This is a genomic window from Mesorhizobium sp. P2_A12, assembly GCF_056405075.1.
The window spans coordinates 1-18,313 of record NZ_JBFUCU010000002.1 but is presented as its reverse complement, the minus strand read 5'-3'; the positions used below and the strand labels follow the sequence as shown (position 1 = coordinate 18,313).

Genomic DNA, 18,313 nt, shown 5'->3' with positions numbered 1-18,313 from the left:
AGCTGGCGGCAACGGCCGCCGCTGCATTGGCAATCAGGGCTTGATGAACGCCAGGATGTCGGCGTTGATGAGTTCAGCGTGGGTGGTGGCCATGCCGTGCGACAACCCCGGATAGGTCTTCAGCATCCCGGTCTTAAGCAGCTTCACTGACAGCAGGGCGCTGTCTCCGATCGGGACGAGCTGGTCGTCTTCTCCGTGCATGACCAGCATGGGGATGGAAATCTTCTGCAGATCTTCCGTGAAGTCCGTCTCGGAGAAGGCCTTGATGCAGTCGTATTGGGCCTTGGCGCCGCCCGCCATGCCCTGCCGCCACCAGTTGTCGATGGTCCCCGGCGACACCTTAGCCCCAGGCCGATTGGCGCCGTAGAACGGGCCCCCGGCAACGTCCCGGAAGAACTGCGCGCGGTTAGCCGCCAGGCCGCCGCGGATGCCGTCGAAGACCTCCATCGGAAGTCCGCCTGGATTGGCAGCGGTCTTCAACATGAGCGGCGGCACCGCGCCGATCGTCACGGCCTTGGAGACTCGGCCGCCGCCCCCGTGCCGCGCCACATAGCGGACCACCTCGCCGCCGCCCATAGAATGGCCGACGTGGATGGCGTGCTTGAGATCAAGGTGGGCGACCAGCGCCGCCACGTCAGCGACGAAAGTGTCATAGTCGTTGCCCTGGTCGGTCTGGGTGGAGCGGTTATGGCCGCGCCGGTCATGCGCGATAACCCGGTAGCCGTGGGACATAAAAAAGAGCATTTGGGCATCCCAGTCGTCAGCCGACAGCGGCCAGCCGTGGTGGAACACGATTGGCTGACCAGTGCCCCAGTCTTTGTAGTAAATCTGCGCTCCGTCCTTGGCGGTGATGGTTCCGCTGCTCATGAGTGCTCCATTGATTTGAGTGGGTTGCGTAGCCGAAGCCTCCGCCAGCGAAAGCGTCGGTGCCAGCGCGGCAAGGCTCATGCCGGCAATGAGGAAATCGCGGCGCGAGACGCCGGAACCGTAGAAGCCCGGGCTGCTTGGGTTGCCGGCTGCCGACAAGTTTGCAGGTCCGGATGCATCTGGCAGGGATGTTTTCTTCATAGCGACGCCTGTGCTTTTCCGATCCAGTTGGATCCCGCACAGGGTCCTCCGACGGCGAACCTAAATCCATTGTACGAAGATGTATCCGCTGACCGTCTTTGCTCCGTCCACGCGAGTGATAAGGGACACCAAAGCACAATGGACGATCGCAGGCCTGTCGCAGCTCTGCGTGTTTGCAAGGGACAGGGATGAGGACGGAAGCTAGTGCAACTCTCCGGGTGCGCGAACCGATGCCGACCTGAGCGATACCTTCGTCCAATAGATTGTCACACGGGAAATCCGGATCATCGGGGCCGCATGCGAGCAAAATCGGCAGGACCCCCAACGATAGACTTTCGCTGCCATTGAGGGAGGAGTTTCCAATGGATGTTGTGGACGAGATCGACCAACACCGCCGCCGCTTCGTATCCGCTGCCGCGATCGCCCTTGCTGCCGCCCAGCTCGGTTTCACGGATTCTGCGATTGCCGAAGAGAAACCAGCAACGCCCGCAATCAAACCTGGAACAAACGTGTCCTTTGGACCGCTGAAGCAGATCGATACCGAGATCCTCAATGTTGGCTATGTCGAGGCCGGCGCCGAGAGTGACCCCGCGGTCATTCTCCTGCATGGCTGGCCTTACGACATCCACAGTTTTGTCGATGTCAGCCCGATGCTGGTCTCGGCAGGTTATCGTGTGATCATTCCATACCTGCGCGGCTATGGCACAACGCGATTTCAGTCGAACGAAACTTTTCGCAACGGCCAGCCGTCGGCACTCGCCGTCGATCTGGTCGCCCTGATGGACGCTCTCAAGATCGACAAACCAGTTCTGGCCGGCTTTGATTGGGGTGCCCGAACCGCAGACATCGTTGCCGCGCTCTGGCCCGAGCGGTGCAAAGCGTTGGTATCCGTTAGCGGCTATCTGATCGGCAACCAGAAGGCCGGCAAGGTGCCATTGCCGCCGAAGGCTGAACTGCAATGGTGGTATCAGTTTTACCTCGCCACGGAACGTGGAAGAGCCGGCTATGAAAAATACACGCATAATTTCGCCAAGCTGATCTGGCAGCTCGCGTCGCCGCAGTGGAAGTTCGACGATGCCACCTTCGAGCGAAGCGCGGCGGCCTTCGACAATCCGGACCATGTCGCGATCGTTGCCCACAACTACCGCTGGAAGCTCGGCCTCACGGAGGGCGAGGCAAAATTTGACCCGTTGGAAGATAAACTCGCCGCGGCGCCGGTCATCGGCGTTCCGACAATCACTCTCGAGGGTGACGCAAACGGCGCCCCACATCCGGAAGCCAGTGCTTACGCAAAGAAGTTCTCAGGCAAATATTCGCACCGGCTCATTAGCGGAGGGATCGGGCACAACTTGCCGCAAGAAGCTCCTCAGGCCTTTGTCCAGGCGATCCTCGACGTTGGCGTTTCCTGAATCTGCGTGGCGAACCGGCACGGGCCTGGTTCGCCACCTGAGGTCATCCAATCTTGCGCTGGTCGCGAAAGCTGTTTGCCTCGCCATAAGGTGACGTTATCCCTAGTCTCGCCGCCATGTTCACCAGTTCGGGGAGTGAGCGCGCATCCATCTTTCGCGTCACCTGGCCTCGGTGCGCCTTGACGGTGATCTCGCTGATGCCGAGCTCGAAGGCGATCTGCTTGTTCAACAGCCCTGAAACGACCAGGACCATGACCTCTCGCTCGCGTCGGCTGAGCGTCTTGTAACGGTCACGTAACGTGCGAACTTCGAGGTCCAATTCAAACGCAGCCCTGCTCAGTTCCAGCGCATGCTCGACTGCGGTGAGCAGAACGTCTTCGCTGAAGGGCTTCATCAGGAACTCGACCGCGCCAGCCTTCATTGCCTTGACCGTCATTGGCACGTTGCCGTAGCCGGTCACAAAGATGATGGGCATGTCGGTGCGGTCGACGGAGACCAGCCTCTGCAGGTCGAGCCCGTTCAGGTCGGGAAGATGGACGTCCAGGATCAGGCAGTTGGGGACAAGCGCTCGGGAGCGAGAGAGGAACTCCCGGGCGGATTTGAACGTCTCCGGTTGCCAGCCGGCGTGCCTGATGAGCAACTCCAGCGATTCGCGGATAGAAACATCATCGTCGACGACGAACACCACGGGTGTTTCGTTCGACATGGACGCCGGCTTCTCCCTCATTGCCATCGCGGCCGCCACCGCCCCCCGTCATTGATATTTCGGGAAGGCTCGCCGTAAGACTTTTCGGTCAAAGTGCCCTGCAACGCGTGTTGATATTTCATCGTGACCTCCATGTGTTGCAGCATTGCCTTGTTACCTAGGCAGCGACTTCAAAGATGAGTTCGACTTCGATCGGCATGCCGAGGGGCACGCTGGCGACGCCGAGCACAATGCGGCCCGAGAGCATCCCGGTGCCGAAGACCTTGACGAGAAGCTCGGACGCTCCGTCGGCGACTTTCGGATGATCCCGGAAATCACCCTCAGTCGCGATGTAGACACCGAGCTTTGCCACGCCGGTTATCTTGTCGAGCGAACCGAGATGCGCCCTGGCCGCCGACAAGGCGTTGAGGCATGCAATCTCCGCCGCCTTTCGCCCCTCCTCCGCCGACAGCGCGCCACCGACGCGACCGATATATTGCGGCTCGCGCCCGACGACCGGCAGCATGCCGCTCAGATAAAGCAGGTTGCCGATCTTCACGGTCTCGACATAGGCGCCGAAGGGGGTGGGCGACGGGGGGAGCGCGATGCCGAGATCACTCAGCCGCTGCTCTGCGCTGGTTTGCGTGCTCATAGCTGTCACCATCTTCCCAGATGTGCGCCGCCATCGACGTTCAGCACCTCCCCGGTTATGCGCGGCGCCTCTGTCAGGAACAGGACGGCATCAACGATTTCCTGGACGCTCGAGATGCTGTGCATGGGTGAGAGCGTCTTCAGGAACTCCTTCGGGTTGTCCTTGTGCAGCGGCGTATCGACAACGCCGGGCGCGACCGTGTTGGCGCGGATCTGCTCCTTGGCATACTCCATGGCGATGTTTTTCGACATGGCTTCGATGCCGCCCTTGGTCAGCATGGCGACCGAGGCGTTGACGCCGGCGATCGGGCGATCAACCATCGGGGTGGTAATGCTGACGATGCTGCCGCCGCGCTTCTGCGCCAGCATCTGCCGCACGACGCGCTGCGTGAGGTGCAAAAACCCTTCGAGATTCGTTGCCGCAAGGCGGCGGTAATCTTCGACCGTGTAGTCGATGAAGGGCTTGGTGAAGAAGATCCCGGCATTGTTGACCAAAGCATCGATCGAGCCGAACCGCGCAAGCGCGGTTTCGACGACGGCCTTGGCCGTCTCCGGGTCGGCGATGTCGCCATCAACGCGGACCAGGCGGTCGGATGCATTGAGCTCCGCCGACCGACTGACCTGCCGTGAGGTCGCGACGACGTTGTAGCCTTTTTCGAGAAAGCTATTAGTGAGGCCGGCACCGATGCCTTGGGAGGCGCCGGTGATGACGATCGTTTTATGCGTCTGCATGTTCATCTCCATTGGAAGAGCAGTGTCACTGCTGCGTTTGGGCCTCGAAGGCCGGGTCGATCGAGATAGGGTTCAGGTGGTCGAGGTAGTTGCTCATTGTCTTCAGGGCGACGCCGGCCAAGATTTCCATTAGCGCGACGATGTCGTAGCCTGCCTCGAAGAAGGCCCTCTTCGCTGCCTCCGAGACGTAGCCGCGCTCGCCGGCGAGTTCCCGTGTCACCGTTACCAGCGCGTGCTGTTTCGGATCTGCCAACAGCGACCTGTTCCGGATTGCGTTGATGGTCGCCACATCGAGGTGCATTGCCTCCAGCGCCGTCGCATGCACGGCGATGCAGTAGCGGCATCTGTTTGCCACCGACGCCGCCAACAGGATCATCTCCCGCTCCTCGGCGCCGAACGATGAGCTTTCCCACGCCGTTTCGAGGGCCAGGTAACCATTCAGCATCGCCGGAGAATTGGCGAACGTCGCCAGGAGGTTCGGCACGAAGCCGAACCGTTCCCGGATCGCCCGCAGGTTTTCTTTCGAACCTTCCGGGGCCGTTTCGTCCGTCTGCGGCTTGAGCGTCTTCATGGTCACGATGGAGCCTTTAGGCGAATTGGCTCCCTGTAGGTCCGCTGATCCCGTTGGAATCGCCGGTGCTGACAATGTTGTCGGTCATGTTACCTCTCCGTCGGCCGGGTTGCTTTGAGGCGCTATGTATGGCGCAAGTCCGATTGCTCGATTAGGCAGAAATACCTGGAATGTCTTTTCCACCTATGCAAAAATCGAGACATGGCCGATCTCAACGACATCGCCGTGTTCGTGAGGGTGGCACAGTTCGAGAGCTTCAGCCGCGCGGCGCAGGCACTCGGAATGCCGGTCTCCACAGTTAGCCGCAAGGTGACGGCGTTGGAGGAACGGCTCGGCGTTACCCTGCTGCAGCGCACGACGCGCAAGCTCAGCCTGACGGCGCAGGGCCGTGCCTACTACAATCAATGCAGCGAGCCGTTGAGCGACCTCTTCGACGCCGAACGGGTGCTCACCCAGACGCAGAAGAAGCCCGAGGGCCTTCTGCGGATTTCCGCGCCGGTCATTCTTGGCCAGGAAGCGTTCTATGAATTCCTGTCCTCATTTCTGAAGACCTATCCGCGCATCCAGGCTGACCTCTTCATCACCAACCTGTTTCTGGATCTGATAGCCGAGAATATCGACGTCGCCATCCGCTTTGGCGAATTGCGGGATTCGAGCCTGATCGCCCAGCGCATCGGCAAGAGCGTGCGCTATGTCGTCGCCACGCCGGAATATCTGCGTGGTCGGCTTGCCCCATCGCGGCCCGAGGATCTGCGCCAGCATCAATGCGTCCTCCTGCAGGCGCGCAACAACGAGGTGGAATGGCATCTGGTCAGCGGTAAGAAATCCATCAAGCTCCACGTTACCGGGCCGGTGTCGGCGAGAGATTTCCAAGCGGTGAGCGCTTTCACCTATCGAGGCCACGGTATCGGCCTGCTGCCATCGACCTATTGCGACGCCCACATCGCCAGTGGCGACCTCGTCAGGCTTCTGCCTGATTGGTCGTCGCCGGAAATTTTCGTGCATGCCGTCTATCCGACACGCCGATTTCTGCCAGCGAAGCTGCAGGTATTCCTCGAGGAATTGAAGGCCTGGAAGAGTCCTCTATGGATTCCGCTGCGATGATCACGCTAGCTCGACAGATCGGCGATCAGTTCAGCCATCAGTTTCCCGGTTGAGAGGGAGCGCACGAGAGGTGCCCCCTGACCGGCCCACTGAGCGCCGTAGCCAAACTCACCCACCATCTTCGCTGCGGCGTGCAGTGATTTTCCCGCATCGTATGCGATTGGATACCCCGGGATATCGCTCGGCGCTGCGCTTGCGCCGATTGCCGTGAACCGGTTTGCAAGACAGCGAGCTGGGCGCCCGGAAATTGCGCGGGTCATGACCGTATGATTGGCGGCCTCGCCTTGCAAGGCGGCGCGATATCCTTGATCCGCGGCGGATTCGTCCGTCAGCACGAACGCTGTGCCAAGCTGCGCAGCGCTAGCTCCCAGCCGGAGCGCGGCAGCGATACCGGCGCCGTCCATGATGCCGCCCGCGGCAATCACCGGGACAGGCAGCTCGCGCACGAGCAGCCGCGTCAGGGCTATCGTTCCGAGTTGGGCATCTTCACCGTCGGGATCGAAGATCCCTCGATGACCGCCCGCTTCGTAGCCCTGAGCAACCACGGCATGTATGCCGGCGGACACCAGGAGCCGCGCCTCACGAGGGCTCGTTGCGGAGCCGAGCAGGACGATGCCCGCCGCTCGCATGGCCTGGATCCATTCGGGAGGCGGCACACCGAAATGGAAACTCACGACCTTCGGTCCGGTCGCGAGCAAGGTCGAGAGCATGTCCTCATCCTCGAGGAAGCTCTTGTAGATCTCGCGGATAGCGGTGGGAGGCTCCGCATGGACTCGATTGAATTCAGGGCGCAGACGCTCGAGCCATGCTGCCTCGCGCGCCACATCGGCTTTCGCCGGTTCATGGCAGAACAGATTGACGTTGAACGATCGGTCCGTTCGTTCGCGGACGGCTGTTATCATCTCGCCGGCACTCGCCGCGCTCACCACACCCACGCCGAGCGAACCCAGTCCTCCTGCACTGGAAACCGCCGCCGCCATAGCGGGCGTCGATATCCCCGCCATCGGGGCCTGTATGATCGGCCACTCGATATTCAGGAGTTCGAGAAAGACCTGTGATGAACGGAGCGGCACCGGAAGCCTCCTGTGTTTCAATCAAAGCTTGTCGATCGAGACAAGCTCTCCCACGCAGCGATTTCAGCCTTCATCGCCACGATTTTTTCCTCGACGAGCTTGAGTGCGTCGCCGCCGAGGTAAAGCCTTGCCGGTGGATTTTTTGCCTCGACCAGTTTGAGCAGAGCCTGCGCCGCCTTTGCAGGATCGCCGGGCTGGTTCCCACTCTTAGCCTTCCGCGCCGCGCGGATCGGATCCATCACCGCGTCATATTCAGTGATCTTGCGCGAGGCCCGCACCATCGAACGTCCAGCCCAGTCCGTTCGGAACTGGCCCGGAGCCAGCGCCGTAACATGAATGCCGAGATGCTTCACCTCCTTGCCCAGCGCCTCCGAAATACCTTCCAGCGCGAACTTGCTGCCGCAGTAATACGTGATCCCCGGCATCGTGATGAAGCCAGCCATCGAGGTGACGTTGATGATATGCCCGCATCGTCTTTCACGCATTTTGGGGAGCACGGCCTTCATCATTGCCACGGCGCCGAACACGTTGGCGTCGAACTGACGTAGCAGGTCGGCGAGCGATGATTCCTCAAGCACGCCTTCATGACCGTAACCGGCATTGTTAACGAGGACATCGACAGGGCCAACCTCGCGAACTGCCTTTGCTACCGCCTCAGGAATTGCGTCAAAGCTGGTGACGTCAAGCAGGATCGCATGAGCGCGTCCTTCCGCGAGTTTGTTGAACTCAGATGCCGCCTGGTCGCTGCGCACCGTGCCGATCACGTGATGTCCTTCCTCCAAAGCGCCCTCGGCGAACGCCTTTCCCAGGCCGGAACTGACGCCTGTGATCAGAAAAGTTTTGACTTTCATGCTTCGCTCCTTTCGCGTGCGCGGACACTAGGTCGAGACTGCCCCGAGGCCGCGTACACTGGCTCAATTGATTGTTGGCTTGCTCTGCGTCTGAAGATCAGTTCGTGCGTAGCGCTAGGTTGAGCGCGTCCTGCAGTGCCGCGTCGCTGAATGGCTTGAACAAGCATTCCACGGCCCCCTGTTCGATGAGATGTCGTCGCATGGCAGCGTCTCGTCGAGCGGTGATGAAAACCGTGGGGATTGCCAGCCCGCGCCGCCCCAGTTCCCGCAGCAATTCAAGTCCTGTCATCCCAGGCATGGCGACATCCAGGATGAGCCCGCGGGTCCTGTCCACGCAATCGGAAGCCAGGAACTCTTCGGCCGACGAGAAGGCTTCAACGCGAAAGCCCAACGCCTTGACCAGATCTGGGAGGGACTCCCGTACGGAATCATCGTCATCGACAACTGATACGAGCGGAGACGCGCTGGTCATGAAAACCTCCTGCATTATGGGCACTTCCGTCGGGCGCTCGCGATACACTGATCTCAGGCAGAGGTACTTCATCACCGGAGTACACGGGTATGGCGAAGGAGAACGTCGCCCCCGGGCCGTCATTGGATAGCGCCCATAAACGGCCGTTATGACATTCGATGATTGACCTGCTGACAGACAATCCGATTCCCATGCCATCGCTTTTTGTTGTGTAAAAAGGTTCGAAGAGCCGCTCCAGGCTGTCGGTTCCGAAACCGGCACCAGCGTCCTGGACCGAAAGGCGCACGCAGTTGTCGGTGTCCACCTCGGTCCTCACCTGCAGCCGCCTCTGCCGATCCGTTACGCCGCTCATCGCATCGGCGGCGTTTCGCAGGAGGTTCATGACCACCTGTTGCAGTTGGATTCGATCTCCAGCAACAAACGGAAGCCCGCAGGCAAGTTCAGTGCAAAGTACAACACAGTTGCGCTGAAATTCGCCCGAAGCCAAAGCGATAACCTCGCGCACAGCCTCGTTCAGATCCAGCCGTTCGATCATAGCCGTTCGCTTGCTGAAGAGCGCACGCAACCGCCCGACCACGTCGGCTGCGCGATTGCCGTCGCGAATGGTTCGTCGCGCGGTCTCCTTGGCTATTTCGATGTTCGGCGGGTCTGTGGCCAACATGCGAAGGCAGGTGCTGGCGTTGGTGATGATGCCTGACAATGGCTGATTGACCTCATGTGCAATTGAGGCCGTCAGCACGCCAAGGCTCATGATCCGAGTGACCTTTGCAAGTTCGGAGCGGACCTTCTCGAGCGCATCTTCCGAATGGCGGCGTTGTGTGATGTCGAGCACTGCGCCGATGTACTCGGTCTGCCCACTACGGTCTTCAATCCTGTGTGCAACAACGTGCAGGTGCTTGACCGACTGGTCAGGCAGCACGATCCGATGTTGGTATTCGAAGTGGCTCTCGCCACGTTCAGCCGCTTCCAGCATGTCCTCCATCAATGGAATGTCTTCGGGATGTACGCGACTGGCGATCAGATCGAGTGTCACGACGCTATCGGGCTCGAACTCGAAAATGCGGTAAAGCGGTTCCGACCAGACGATCTCGCCCTTCGCGACATGCCAGGAAAGATTGCCCATTCGGGCTAGATGCTGGCCTTCTGCCAGGAACGCTTCACTGCGCCGCAATTTCTCCAATGCCTGCTTTCGAAACTCGATACCGATGTGAACGCCGTACCACTTGACGATGGTTCCGGCATCGTCGCGCAACGGATCAACACGGAACAGAAACCACCGGTACTGGCCATCGTAACGGCGCATCCGAAGCTCGCATTCGCCGCGCGTTCCGGAGGCCAGCGTGGCCAGCCACACAGCCTCGAGCTTGGCGGCATCTTCTGGATGCACCGCCCCTGTCCAGCCTCGCTCTCGAGCTTCTTCGGCAGAAAAGCCGACATAGTTGAGATAATACTGGCTAAGGAACTGCGCTTTGCCGTCCGGATCCGCCGACCATGCCAGCACCGGGATCGTGTCGATCATGAGCTTGAGATCGCGCTCACTCCGTGTGATGGCTTGCTCGGCAAGCTTGCGGTTATCAATATCGATGTTGACGCCACACCATTTCACAAGGTCCCCTGACTTATCGCGAAGGGGACTGACGCGAACCAGAAACCACCGATATTCGCCATCGTAGCGGCGTAGGCGCGCCTCTATTTCACCCGGCCTGCTGGATGCCAAAATCGATTGCCAGCGTTCGACCAGGCCGGGTAGGTCATCCGGGTCGACCAGCGCCCGCCACTCCCACTTGTCGATTTTCCCTGGCCGGACACCGGTGTAATCGGACCATGCTCCATTCACATAGTCGATGCTGCCGTCAGGCAGCGCAGTCCACACCATGGCCGGCAGCGCATCCAGAACGCGGCCTACATTGATTTCCATCGCTACCCTTTCCGCATGCGCCCGCGCGGTGACGATCATGCAACGGGCGGAATGCGGATTCTATTATGCCTAGGTGTCGATCACGATGAAGGGAACTCGACCTGAATGCTCAAGATCACCCAAGGTATCACCGACACCGTTTTGCAATCGATTTGCCTCCACTTAGCGCAGTAACAGGGATCGCCCCACGGCAATCCGCAACCCGTTAAGGAAGGTCAAAATTTAATGAGAAAGATGTTTTTGGTTTGTGCTATGGCTCTAGCGGCAGCAAGCAGTTCTTCTCTTGCCGGCGCTTTCGATGAACCCGACAATATGGCGCCGTTCTTACCGATGCCACTATAACGAAGATGAAGTCGCGTGCCGAGATGAAAGCAGCGTGGAACGCCATGGCGCCGGAAAAGCAAAAGGCCATGATGATGCCGCCATGAGCAAGCCGTACGCGGAATTCTGCGCTGACCTAATGCCCCTCGGCGGCGCCAACAAGTGAGTTTTACGCCCGCAGCCTGATGATTGCGAAAACGGGTCGATCAGCGGGGCGCCGGTCATTGACCGCCGTTCCGTGCCGGCACGAGCACGTGCCTCCACATGATCCGCGCCATTCTTCGCAGGCGACGGCCCTTCCATGGCTTGTTGCAGGACGCGCAATGGCAAGAACGCGAATTCGACGTTTCGTCGCGTTCGACACATCTTATCCAGCTATCGCAGGTAGAAGCCCAGTCGGTCTTCCACATAGCCCGCTTTGTGAAAGCCCTTCGCCAATAGAGCCTTGATCTTCGCCTGCGCAGCCGGCCGCGCTATCGATGCCATGCAAGCATCCCATCCTGCCCGGAGTTCGACGTCGGTCGGCAGATCGGCCGCATTCACAAGGCGTTTGGTGTTGGAGATCGCCCACTTGTCGAATGAAGCGATACGTGTCGCAAGCGCATCGACAAAATCGTCAAGCTCGGCGTCCGGCAACGCCCTGTTCACGTAGCCATAAAACTCTGCCAGGTCGCCTGGAATATCGTCCGAGCCCAGCAGCACCTCAAGCGCGCGTCCTCTTCCGATGAGCCGCGGCAGTCGAGCCATGGGTCCACCACCCGCCACTAAGCCGACCCCCACTTCCCACTGCGACAGGATGGCCTTTTCCCGGCTCGCGAAACTCATGTCGCACGCCAGCGCGATCTCACTCCCGTTTCCGGTGGCCCGGCCGCGGATCAAGGCGATAGACACGAAAGGGGCTCTGGTCAGGCGCGCCAGGATGTCCGGCCATGCCTCCAGGCCGGTTGGGCCCTGAGGTATTCCGGTCAGATCCTCGAGCTTGCCGAGAAAATCGGAGTGATTGAGAAAGAAGCCTTCGACGGCGCTTTCAAAGACCACGACCTTGACTTGCGCGTCTGTCTCGAGCTCCGCCATGATTTCGCGAAGCGCCAGAACAATATTCGGACCCATGAGATTGAGCGGCGGGTTGTCAAATATCACACGACAATATGCCGGCGATATTCTGATCATGCGTGCCTGAGTTGCCGTAGAGCTCACCTGAGCCTCCTTCGCCAATACTATGAAAATGTCGAGAGTATCGCGCCGCTGCGGCCGTAGGACCTTTGATCGATGCGGCCGGCCAGGTCAGTCTGCGCGTCATCAGACTCGGCCAGGGCGTCGCGTCGTAACCTCCTGGACGATCCAAGCGTTGCCGTCGGGATCGCTGAAGGCGAAGAAAGACCCATAGCTCGTTCGTTTGGGGTCGGGGCCGGGTATCCGCGCCTCCGGCGGGACCGGAGCGCCATGCCACATGTCGCTCGCTTGAATGCCACGGTGGACGAACTCGTTGTGAGCAGCGACAATGTCAGAGACGACCAGCGTCCCGAAGGCCGAGCCAGGGGCGGCCGGCGTCAGCCCCGTGCCGAATGTGATGGAACACCCGGAGCCGGGAGGCGTGAACTGGACGATACGGATGTCCTTCGCCGGAGACACATCGTCGTCAAGCCTCCAACCAAGGCGTCCGTAGAACTGCTTGGATTGCTCGACATCGGCCACGGGGATGATGTCGACCTCAAGGCGCATATCGACCATATCTGTCTCCTTTGGCGCCTTGGCCTGCCGCGCCCGAAAAGTGCGGGTTTCTTCAGAACCGTCTGCTAGCGCGCTTCGTACACCCGGCGCCAGACAGCCGAATACCGTCGCTGGTTCTGTTAGGCCATTACACCTAGGTATCTCCGATACCTTGGTATTGGGTTTGAAACCGGCGGTGGCGAAGCGGGCTCCAGAGATCGTTGCGTAGAGGGCATCCGCCGGAAAATGTCGGCAAATCCGTTGGCAGATCGTGCGGCGGCATCTGTGGTGGCAGCTACCCGCCTCACCCCCGTCGGGCGATCGACTAAGACCCCGAAAACCAGTTGTAGCCCTGGTCCTCCCAGTAGCCGCCTGGGTTGGTGTTGGTGACGGAAATGGCGCTGATGTTCTTGGCGCTCTTGAAGCCGAGCTTGGTCGGGATCCGCAGCCGCACCGGAGCGCCCCATTCCGGAGTGAGAGGCAGGCCCAGGAAATCGAGTGCCAGGATGGTCTGCGGATGCAGCGCGCTCGGCATATCGATACTAGTCGAATAACCGTCGAAGCATTTGAAGGCGACATAACCGGCCCTGGGATCTGCGCCGATCCGTCGAAGAAAAGCGCGCAGCGACACGCCGCTCCACTGGCCGATCTGGCTCCAGCCCTCGATACAGATATGCCGCGTGACCTGCGTTTCCAGCGGGAGTGCGCGAAGCTTGTCGATCGTCCAGGGCGTCTGGTCGTTGATGAGACCCGACACTTCGAGTCGCCAGTCGGAGGGCGTTTCCCGGACCTGCCATTCCTCGTAGAACGCATTGAAGCGGAAGGGCTCGGTCACATCGCTTACCGGATAGGTCTGCGCAAGGCGTGCGCCAGAGAACAGGCCAGCTTGCACCCGGTCGTTGAAACGCATCATCGCCCAAAGGGCTGCGTCGACCCCTGAATGAGTTGATAGGTCGCAGCCAGTCAGCAGCGCCAGGCCGCCAAGCGAGAGCCCTCGTGTGACCAGTCCGCGGCGGCTGATCCGGATCAACTCGGGGCGGATATCTTCCATGGTGACAACAGGCTTTTGCCGGGGCTCGCGGGGGCAGCTCATGGCGCTTCCTCGTCGGGCTCGGCCTGAGTGCTTGCGATCATGGCGACGAGGGTGCTGGGGAAGATTGCCACCAAAGTGAGATGGACGATAAAGAACAAGACGATGCCGATCATCGCAGCGAGGTGTATGCCGCGGGCGATCGGATAACCGCCCAACAGGTCGGTGAGCCAGGCCAGTTGCACCGGCTTCCAGATCGCGAAACCGGTCACGACCTGGCAGCAGATCAGCACGACCACACCCGCGTAGAGCAACCGCTGCACGGCATTGTAGTGTCCCAGGCTGTGGCCAAGTTGTCCGGTCAAGGCGGCGACCATGGTCCCGATCACCGCGCGCGGGCTGGGCGGGAAGAGATCGCGGCGGAAGTGGCCGCTGGCGAAGCCGTAGAGCAGATAGACGATCCCGTCGACGAACAGCACCCACATGACGCTGATATGCCAGGCGATACCGCCCGCCAGCCATCCGCCCAGGGTCATCCACGACGGAAAGGTGAACGGCAGGCTTGGCGAAGCGTTGTAGATCGCCCAGCCGCTGAGCACCATGCAGATGACCGCTGGCGCGCCGATCCAGTGCATGATCCGGATCGGCAGCGGATGCGCGGGGGGCCTGAGCGTCTTTGTCATCGATACGCGAGCCTCGTTGTACTGATCGGCTTCGTTGTCACTGGCCAGACCGGCGGGGGCGGATTCTGGCCAAATACGTCATGTAGTAATCTGGCGTTGCTGTCGTGCCCCCCTCGCCGGACCTCGTTTGCTCATGACCTGACGCGATCGGCGCGCGAGCACCTTGTTGCTGCGGCCGGGAAGGCGCGCACCCTGATCGAGCCCGACCGGCCTAGACGAGCGTCAGGTCGAGCGACGCGTCGTAGATCGTTCGCTCAGGCGGCGCCACCAGCGACTCCGGCAACATCGCCATGACCCTGTGCACCTCGGGAAGTGACTCCTGTCGTTCAAGAGCGGCGCCGTCCTCATAGACCGCCGTCGCGATGAACCGATCGGGATCGCGCAGAACCCTCGCGATGTCGAAGTTGATCACGCCCTCGGTAGCTCGCGCCGGAGTGATGATCTCGGCCAGCGCCGCCATCAGTGCGTCGCTCTTGTCGGGTTTTGAATGGATTTTGAAACGGAGGATCACCATGGTGTTTCCTATCGTGTGAGTGATGAAAGGTTGGGAGATCGTCGGCTAGAACGGCGGGGTGAGACCATGGCTGCCGACCGCCACCAGGGCTGCGGTGGTCTTGCCATCGGTCTGGTCGGCGTTCACGAAGACGGCGGCGCCGGGCTTGACGATGGACGCGTCGCCTAGCACGAAGGCCACGATCGGGGCTGTCGGGGGAATTAGGATGTTCTGCTCGCCGCCATTGTAGGTCACCGTCAACAGCTTCACGTTGCCGTTTGCCGTCGCGGTGGCGACGCTGCCGTTGGTTGTTGTGCTGTTGACTTGAGGAGCACTCTCAGCCGTTGCGATAGTCTTGACGTTGGCGTTGGTCATGCTGCTGGCGGTGCGGGCGCCGCCAGACAAGGTCGTGTCGGGGAGGATGTCGTAATCAGCGTGTCCTTCGGCGGCGCCCTTCAACGAAGGCGGGAAAACGATGACAGAGAGCGCGATCAGCTTGTCGCCGGCATTCTTGCTGGCCACACCGACATAACCGCCGCTCTCCACGTGGCTGAGATCGGAGGGGACGACCGAGACAAAGGCCGTCTTGCCCTGGAGCGACGCGTAGACGTCACCTTTCTCCGTGTGCACGGTCAACGCGCTGGATGAGATCGAGACGACGGTGCCGCGAATGCGCAGCGGCGCAGCCCCGGCCGCCGTGGCGAGCGCAAGGCCAGTCGTGGCTGCGAGTGCCAGTCCGAGGAACCGGTTGATGATGCGATGTGTCTTCATAGTGGTGATGCGTCCTCGTCCTAGGCAACCCGCCTGCCAAGGCATCGCACCAGAACCATGCCGAACGAGCTATTGCACTATGGTATCGGCGATACTTTCGCGATGCCGAGCCTTGCGAGCTTGGCTCGCTTGCCGGGACGACGCCGCGCGCCGCAGGCGGACCGAGACGTCCGTCAAAGCGCGCGCGACACCTGCAAAGGTCAGGCGAGCTCACTGAAGAGCTTGAGCACCGGACTGCAGGATTTGCTGCACAACACCACGGCGCTCTCTGACGGTCACCCCCGACAGCCTGGTGAGCGAATTCGGCGCCCTGCGACCAGCTTGCTCCTTGCTACACCTCGCTGACCTCCAAGGCACCGGTTGGTTGACGGATTTTCATCGATTCTCATACCAGCACGTAAGCATCCCGCCGGCGCAACTTCGTCTATTTAGGTGTGGCCTGTCAGAGGTTTAGGGGATCAGCGACCTGGAAACTGGGCGGGACACGAAAATAGTTCCCGCGCTGTATCGAGGCCACATCGACCGAGCATTTATCTCCGGTCCCGTAGCGCAGCCTGCCCGGCTCGGCCACCACTTCCTGGATCCGCTCGTGGTTGACAAAAACCGGAAAAACTTGATTTCGGAGAATTCTGTCAACTTGATGTAAACTTAGGGTAAAGCGCGCTCTTACGGCTTAAGAGAACGCACGTTTTCTGATTGACAGAAATGCCCACGGATCGCCTCTCCCGGAGAGGCCAAGTTGACACTGTCAACCTAGATCCTCGGTCGGGTAGTGTCTCAGTTTGAATTTCGGCTACGAGTGGTTTTCAGACGTTGGGCGCGACAGTATTGTTGTAGTGTGGGTCTGCAAGCACACACATGGGTTTCGAGAGGTATGTATGCCCAAAGCGCGAGGCCGAATGGCGCTGACCGCAGATTTGGTCGCGCGCGCCTATCGGGCGATTGAGAACACCGGCCCAGCCCCGGATATGGTTCGTAATACCGAAACCGAGTGGAACGCCACCGTTCGAGAAATGCTTGCGTCGCGTCCTGGGGGACAGGATGTGTGGATCTTCGCCTATGGCTCACTTCTCTGGAAGCCGGCTGTGGAGCATGTGGAGCAGCGTTCGGGCGTCGTGCGGGGATGGCACCGTTCGTTCTGCATTGGCATGAAAGATTGGCGCGGAACCGTCGACCAGCCGGGCCTGATGATGGGGCTCGACAGGGGTGGGCGGTGCAAGGGGATGGTTTTGCGGCTGGCCGAGGATAACGTTGAGGCCCAGCTCGGAAAACTTGTCCGGCGCGAGATGCCCGTGAGGCCCTCCAGCAAGCCTTTCACCCACACCCCGCGATGGGTGCAGGTTCATACAGCCCAAGGGCACTTTCAAGCACTTGCCTTCGTCGTCAATCGGAGGGGGGTCAACTATGTGGGAGGCCTTACGCCGGATGAGACGGCGGGTATTTTGGCCAAAGCATGCGGCCATGGAGGGTCGTGCGCCGAATATCTTTACAACACAATCTCGCAATTGGAGGCTTTAGGTATTCGGGATCGTAACTTGTGGCATTTGCAATCGCTTGTGGCAGACAAGCTTGTTTCATTGCATCCGTGACAGGGCCTCAGGCGGACCCACAACCCGGCTGGGTTAAGCGCTGAAAGGCTGCGCAATTGCCATCTTTGCCGAGCCACCGGGGTCGTAAGCAAAAATTCAAACTGAGACACTGCCCTCCTCCGGTATGTGAGCAGCGAATAGGCAAGCTCTCTGTGCAGGATTAGCCGGCGCAAAGCGGGCGATGCGTTGAGCCGCCTCCCGTCACCCCACAAGGAGCGGAGCATTGGTGATATTTTTTCTCCGGCAACAAAAGGCGTCCCCATGCGCTCGCCACGGCTTTCCTATGACTTCGTCCAGACTCAGAAATAAAGTCCATCGGTTCCTAGGAACCCAGGCGATCGTCGTCAGCTTCCTCTCATAGCATCCCGAACCGGCACCCGATTGCCGTAGTGGTGCACTCGCTGATGTGCGCCTGCTTCGCCGACCCTGCTGGATTAGCGGGACTGACCGAACATGCTCTCCAAGCTCGCCATGGGCGCTCGAGCTCGCTGGCAGATAGGGATCGAAAGTCAGCTGGCTGCCACCATTGGCTTAGATGGATTGGAAGTTGTCGTTCGGTCATCCACCAGAACGAGCACGTTGCGCCATGTTCGGACCTACGCGGGGGTCAAGCGTGAACATCTCATCTCAACCATTCCGTTACCTTCCAGTCCACACGGACGAACGCGCGTCTTGGGTGCGCAATGAGCCAAGCTTGCATCAAATCGACGCAAACGGCGTTGTCCGGAACCGACGCAGATAGGTGCGACCTCAACGGCTCAGGGCGTCCAGCGCCCTTTGTGCCGCGATGAGGTCGACGATTGGATACCTAGTGTTAAATGTGTGGACCACCGCTTGCAGACGCGTCGCGGCCTCATGGACACGACCTTGACGTGCCAGAACTGGTGCTAGTTGGGTTGTGGCGCGAAGCTCGAAGAGTCTCGCTTGCTGACGACGGGCAGTGGCAATCGCAGTTTCGAATAGGTGCGCGGCGCCCGTCAGGTCACCTCTGCCCGCGGCGATTTGGCCACGAAGGCGAATGCATTCTGCTAGGTAGCTCGCTTCGTCCGTATCGAAAACGAGGGTATCGATATCATCAAGCATTTGCGATGCCTCGTCGAGGCGACCGGCCCGCAGGAGAAGATCACAAAGTTCGCATGCCTTCTCAGGGGTATGAAATACGACGCCCTGCCCACGCCAAAG

Annotated in this window: 19 protein-coding genes; 3 read left to right on the top strand and 16 right to left on the bottom strand. The window is 60.3% G+C overall.

The genetic code is table 11. From position 1 onward, the window contains the following. Positions 1 to 33: 33 nt before the first annotated feature. Positions 34 to 867, bottom strand: a complete 834-nt coding sequence (locus AC1DZU_RS04855; protein ID WP_477283251.1) for an alpha/beta fold hydrolase — start codon at positions 865 to 867, stop codon at positions 34 to 36. A gap of 563 nt (positions 868 to 1,430) precedes the next feature. On the opposite strand from AC1DZU_RS04855, the gene AC1DZU_RS04850 reads away from it, so the two are divergent. Beyond that, positions 1,431 to 2,477 (top strand): alpha/beta fold hydrolase, encoded by a 1,047-nt coding sequence (locus AC1DZU_RS04850; protein ID WP_477282283.1) that lies wholly within the window; start codon positions 1,431 to 1,433, stop codon positions 2,475 to 2,477. 43 nt (positions 2,478 to 2,520) lie between these two features. On the opposite strand, the gene AC1DZU_RS04845 is transcribed toward AC1DZU_RS04850, so the two are convergent. The 4 genes from AC1DZU_RS04845 to AC1DZU_RS04830 all read right to left on the bottom strand — a co-directional run bounded on the left by AC1DZU_RS04845 (position 2,521) and on the right by AC1DZU_RS04830 (position 5,116). Then, positions 2,521 to 3,183 carry a response regulator transcription factor gene (locus tag AC1DZU_RS04845; protein WP_477282281.1) on the bottom strand — a complete coding sequence of 221 codons (663 nt, stop codon included), beginning with the start codon at positions 3,181 to 3,183 and terminating at the stop codon, positions 2,521 to 2,523. A 157-nt stretch (positions 3,184 to 3,340) separates the two neighbouring features. Beyond that, a complete protein-coding gene (locus AC1DZU_RS04840) occupies positions 3,341 to 3,826 on the bottom strand; it encodes a RidA family protein (RefSeq protein ID WP_477282279.1) in 486 nt (161 codons plus the stop codon). Continuing rightward, positions 3,820 to 4,545, bottom strand: coding sequence for an SDR family NAD(P)-dependent oxidoreductase (locus AC1DZU_RS04835; RefSeq protein WP_477282277.1), 726 nt, complete (start codon positions 4,543 to 4,545; stop codon positions 3,820 to 3,822). Before AC1DZU_RS04835 ends, AC1DZU_RS04840 begins: the two co-directional genes overlap by 7 nt. Positions 4,546 to 4,570: 25 nt before the next feature. Beyond that, positions 4,571 to 5,116, bottom strand: coding sequence for a carboxymuconolactone decarboxylase family protein (locus tag AC1DZU_RS04830; RefSeq protein ID WP_477282275.1), 546 nt, complete (start codon positions 5,114 to 5,116; stop codon positions 4,571 to 4,573). Between the two features lie 201 nt (positions 5,117 to 5,317). Between AC1DZU_RS04830 and AC1DZU_RS04825 the strand changes: the two genes are divergently transcribed. Then, entirely contained in the window at positions 5,318 to 6,220 is a 903-nt protein-coding gene (locus AC1DZU_RS04825) for a LysR family transcriptional regulator (protein ID WP_477282272.1), read from the top strand. Positions 6,221 to 6,225: 5 nt separating this feature from the next. On the opposite strand, the gene AC1DZU_RS04820 is transcribed toward AC1DZU_RS04825, so the two are convergent. The 10 genes from AC1DZU_RS04820 to AC1DZU_RS04775 form a co-directional block, all read right to left on the bottom strand. Beyond that, positions 6,226 to 7,293: an NAD(P)H-dependent flavin oxidoreductase gene (locus AC1DZU_RS04820; RefSeq protein ID WP_477282270.1), complete on the bottom strand. Its 1,068-nt coding sequence runs from the start codon at positions 7,291 to 7,293 to the stop codon at positions 6,226 to 6,228. A 17-nt stretch (positions 7,294 to 7,310) separates the two neighbouring features. After that, entirely contained in the window at positions 7,311 to 8,144 is an 834-nt protein-coding gene (locus AC1DZU_RS04815) for an oxidoreductase (RefSeq protein ID WP_477282268.1), read from the bottom strand. 97 nt (positions 8,145 to 8,241) lie between these two features. Then, the gene (locus AC1DZU_RS04810) at positions 8,242 to 8,616 is read right to left on the bottom strand and encodes a response regulator (RefSeq protein ID WP_477282266.1); all 375 of its coding nucleotides are present in this window, start codon (positions 8,614 to 8,616) and stop codon (positions 8,242 to 8,244) included. After that, positions 8,579 to 10,534: a PAS domain-containing sensor histidine kinase gene (locus tag AC1DZU_RS04805; RefSeq protein WP_477282264.1), complete on the bottom strand. Its 1,956-nt coding sequence runs from the start codon at positions 10,532 to 10,534 to the stop codon at positions 8,579 to 8,581. The genes AC1DZU_RS04810 and AC1DZU_RS04805 overlap by 38 nt, the downstream gene beginning before the upstream one ends. Before the next feature lie 696 nt (positions 10,535 to 11,230). Then, positions 11,231 to 12,025 carry an enoyl-CoA hydratase/isomerase family protein gene (locus AC1DZU_RS04800; protein ID WP_477282262.1) on the bottom strand — a complete coding sequence of 265 codons (795 nt, stop codon included), beginning with the start codon at positions 12,023 to 12,025 and terminating at the stop codon, positions 11,231 to 11,233. Between the two features lie 129 nt (positions 12,026 to 12,154). Next, positions 12,155 to 12,586 (bottom strand): VOC family protein, encoded by a 432-nt coding sequence (locus AC1DZU_RS04795; protein WP_477282260.1) that lies wholly within the window; start codon positions 12,584 to 12,586, stop codon positions 12,155 to 12,157. A gap of 304 nt (positions 12,587 to 12,890) precedes the next feature. Next, complete coding sequence (locus AC1DZU_RS04790) at positions 12,891 to 13,658, bottom strand: molybdopterin-dependent oxidoreductase (protein ID WP_477282258.1); 768 nt, start codon at positions 13,656 to 13,658, stop codon at positions 12,891 to 12,893. Then, positions 13,655 to 14,278, bottom strand: a complete 624-nt coding sequence (locus AC1DZU_RS04785) for a cytochrome b/b6 domain-containing protein (protein WP_477282256.1) — start codon at positions 14,276 to 14,278, stop codon at positions 13,655 to 13,657. The genes AC1DZU_RS04790 and AC1DZU_RS04785 overlap by 4 nt, the downstream gene beginning before the upstream one ends. Positions 14,279 to 14,489: 211 nt before the next feature. Further along, the gene (locus AC1DZU_RS04780; protein ID WP_477282254.1) at positions 14,490 to 14,792 is read right to left on the bottom strand and encodes a putative quinol monooxygenase; all 303 of its coding nucleotides are present in this window, start codon (positions 14,790 to 14,792) and stop codon (positions 14,490 to 14,492) included. Between the two features lie 45 nt (positions 14,793 to 14,837). Further along, on the bottom strand, positions 14,838 to 15,542 hold the full coding sequence (locus tag AC1DZU_RS04775; RefSeq protein WP_477282252.1) for a metal ABC transporter permease: 705 nt from the start codon (positions 15,540 to 15,542) through the stop codon (positions 14,838 to 14,840). Positions 15,543 to 16,441: 899 nt separating this feature from the next. On the opposite strand from AC1DZU_RS04775, the gene AC1DZU_RS04770 reads away from it, so the two are divergent. Then, complete coding sequence (locus AC1DZU_RS04770; RefSeq protein ID WP_477282250.1) at positions 16,442 to 17,131, top strand: gamma-glutamylcyclotransferase; 690 nt, start codon at positions 16,442 to 16,444, stop codon at positions 17,129 to 17,131. 750 nt (positions 17,132 to 17,881) lie between these two features. On the opposite strand, the gene AC1DZU_RS04765 is transcribed toward AC1DZU_RS04770, so the two are convergent. Further along, on the bottom strand, positions 17,882 to 18,313 hold a 432-nt coding region (locus AC1DZU_RS04765; RefSeq protein WP_477282248.1), incomplete at its 5' end, for a tetratricopeptide repeat protein.

Excerpts from the sequence above, each read along its gene's own strand:
- AC1DZU_RS04855 (WP_477283251.1), bottom strand. The coding sequence starts at position 867 with ATGAGCAGCGGAACCATCACCGCCAAGGACGGAGCGCAGATTTACTAC.
- AC1DZU_RS04850 (WP_477282283.1), top strand. The coding sequence starts at position 1,431 with ATGGATGTTGTGGACGAGATCGACCAACACCGCCGCCGCTTCGTATCC.
- AC1DZU_RS04845 (WP_477282281.1), bottom strand. The coding sequence starts at position 3,183 with ATGTCGAACGAAACACCCGTGGTGTTCGTCGTCGACGATGATGTTTCT.
- AC1DZU_RS04840 (WP_477282279.1), bottom strand. The coding sequence starts at position 3,826 with ATGGTGACAGCTATGAGCACGCAAACCAGCGCAGAGCAGCGGCTGAGT.
- AC1DZU_RS04835 (WP_477282277.1), bottom strand. The coding sequence starts at position 4,545 with ATGCAGACGCATAAAACGATCGTCATCACCGGCGCCTCCCAAGGCATC.
- AC1DZU_RS04830 (WP_477282275.1), bottom strand. The coding sequence starts at position 5,116 with ATGAAGACGCTCAAGCCGCAGACGGACGAAACGGCCCCGGAAGGTTCG.
- AC1DZU_RS04825 (WP_477282272.1), top strand. The coding sequence starts at position 5,318 with ATGGCCGATCTCAACGACATCGCCGTGTTCGTGAGGGTGGCACAGTTC.
- AC1DZU_RS04815 (WP_477282268.1), bottom strand. The coding sequence starts at position 8,144 with ATGAAAGTCAAAACTTTTCTGATCACAGGCGTCAGTTCCGGCCTGGGA.
- AC1DZU_RS04810 (WP_477282266.1), bottom strand. The coding sequence starts at position 8,616 with ATGACCAGCGCGTCTCCGCTCGTATCAGTTGTCGATGACGATGATTCC.
- AC1DZU_RS04805 (WP_477282264.1), bottom strand. The coding sequence starts at position 10,534 with ATGGAAATCAATGTAGGCCGCGTTCTGGATGCGCTGCCGGCCATGGTG.
- AC1DZU_RS04800 (WP_477282262.1), bottom strand. The coding sequence starts at position 12,025 with ATGATCAGAATATCGCCGGCATATTGTCGTGTGATATTTGACAACCCG.
- AC1DZU_RS04795 (WP_477282260.1), bottom strand. The coding sequence starts at position 12,586 with ATGGTCGATATGCGCCTTGAGGTCGACATCATCCCCGTGGCCGATGTC.
- AC1DZU_RS04790 (WP_477282258.1), bottom strand. The coding sequence starts at position 13,658 with ATGAGCTGCCCCCGCGAGCCCCGGCAAAAGCCTGTTGTCACCATGGAA.
- AC1DZU_RS04785 (WP_477282256.1), bottom strand. The coding sequence starts at position 14,278 with ATGACAAAGACGCTCAGGCCCCCCGCGCATCCGCTGCCGATCCGGATC.
- AC1DZU_RS04780 (WP_477282254.1), bottom strand. The coding sequence starts at position 14,792 with ATGGTGATCCTCCGTTTCAAAATCCATTCAAAACCCGACAAGAGCGAC.
- AC1DZU_RS04775 (WP_477282252.1), bottom strand. The coding sequence starts at position 15,542 with ATGAAGACACATCGCATCATCAACCGGTTCCTCGGACTGGCACTCGCA.
- AC1DZU_RS04770 (WP_477282250.1), top strand. The coding sequence starts at position 16,442 with ATGGCGCTGACCGCAGATTTGGTCGCGCGCGCCTATCGGGCGATTGAG.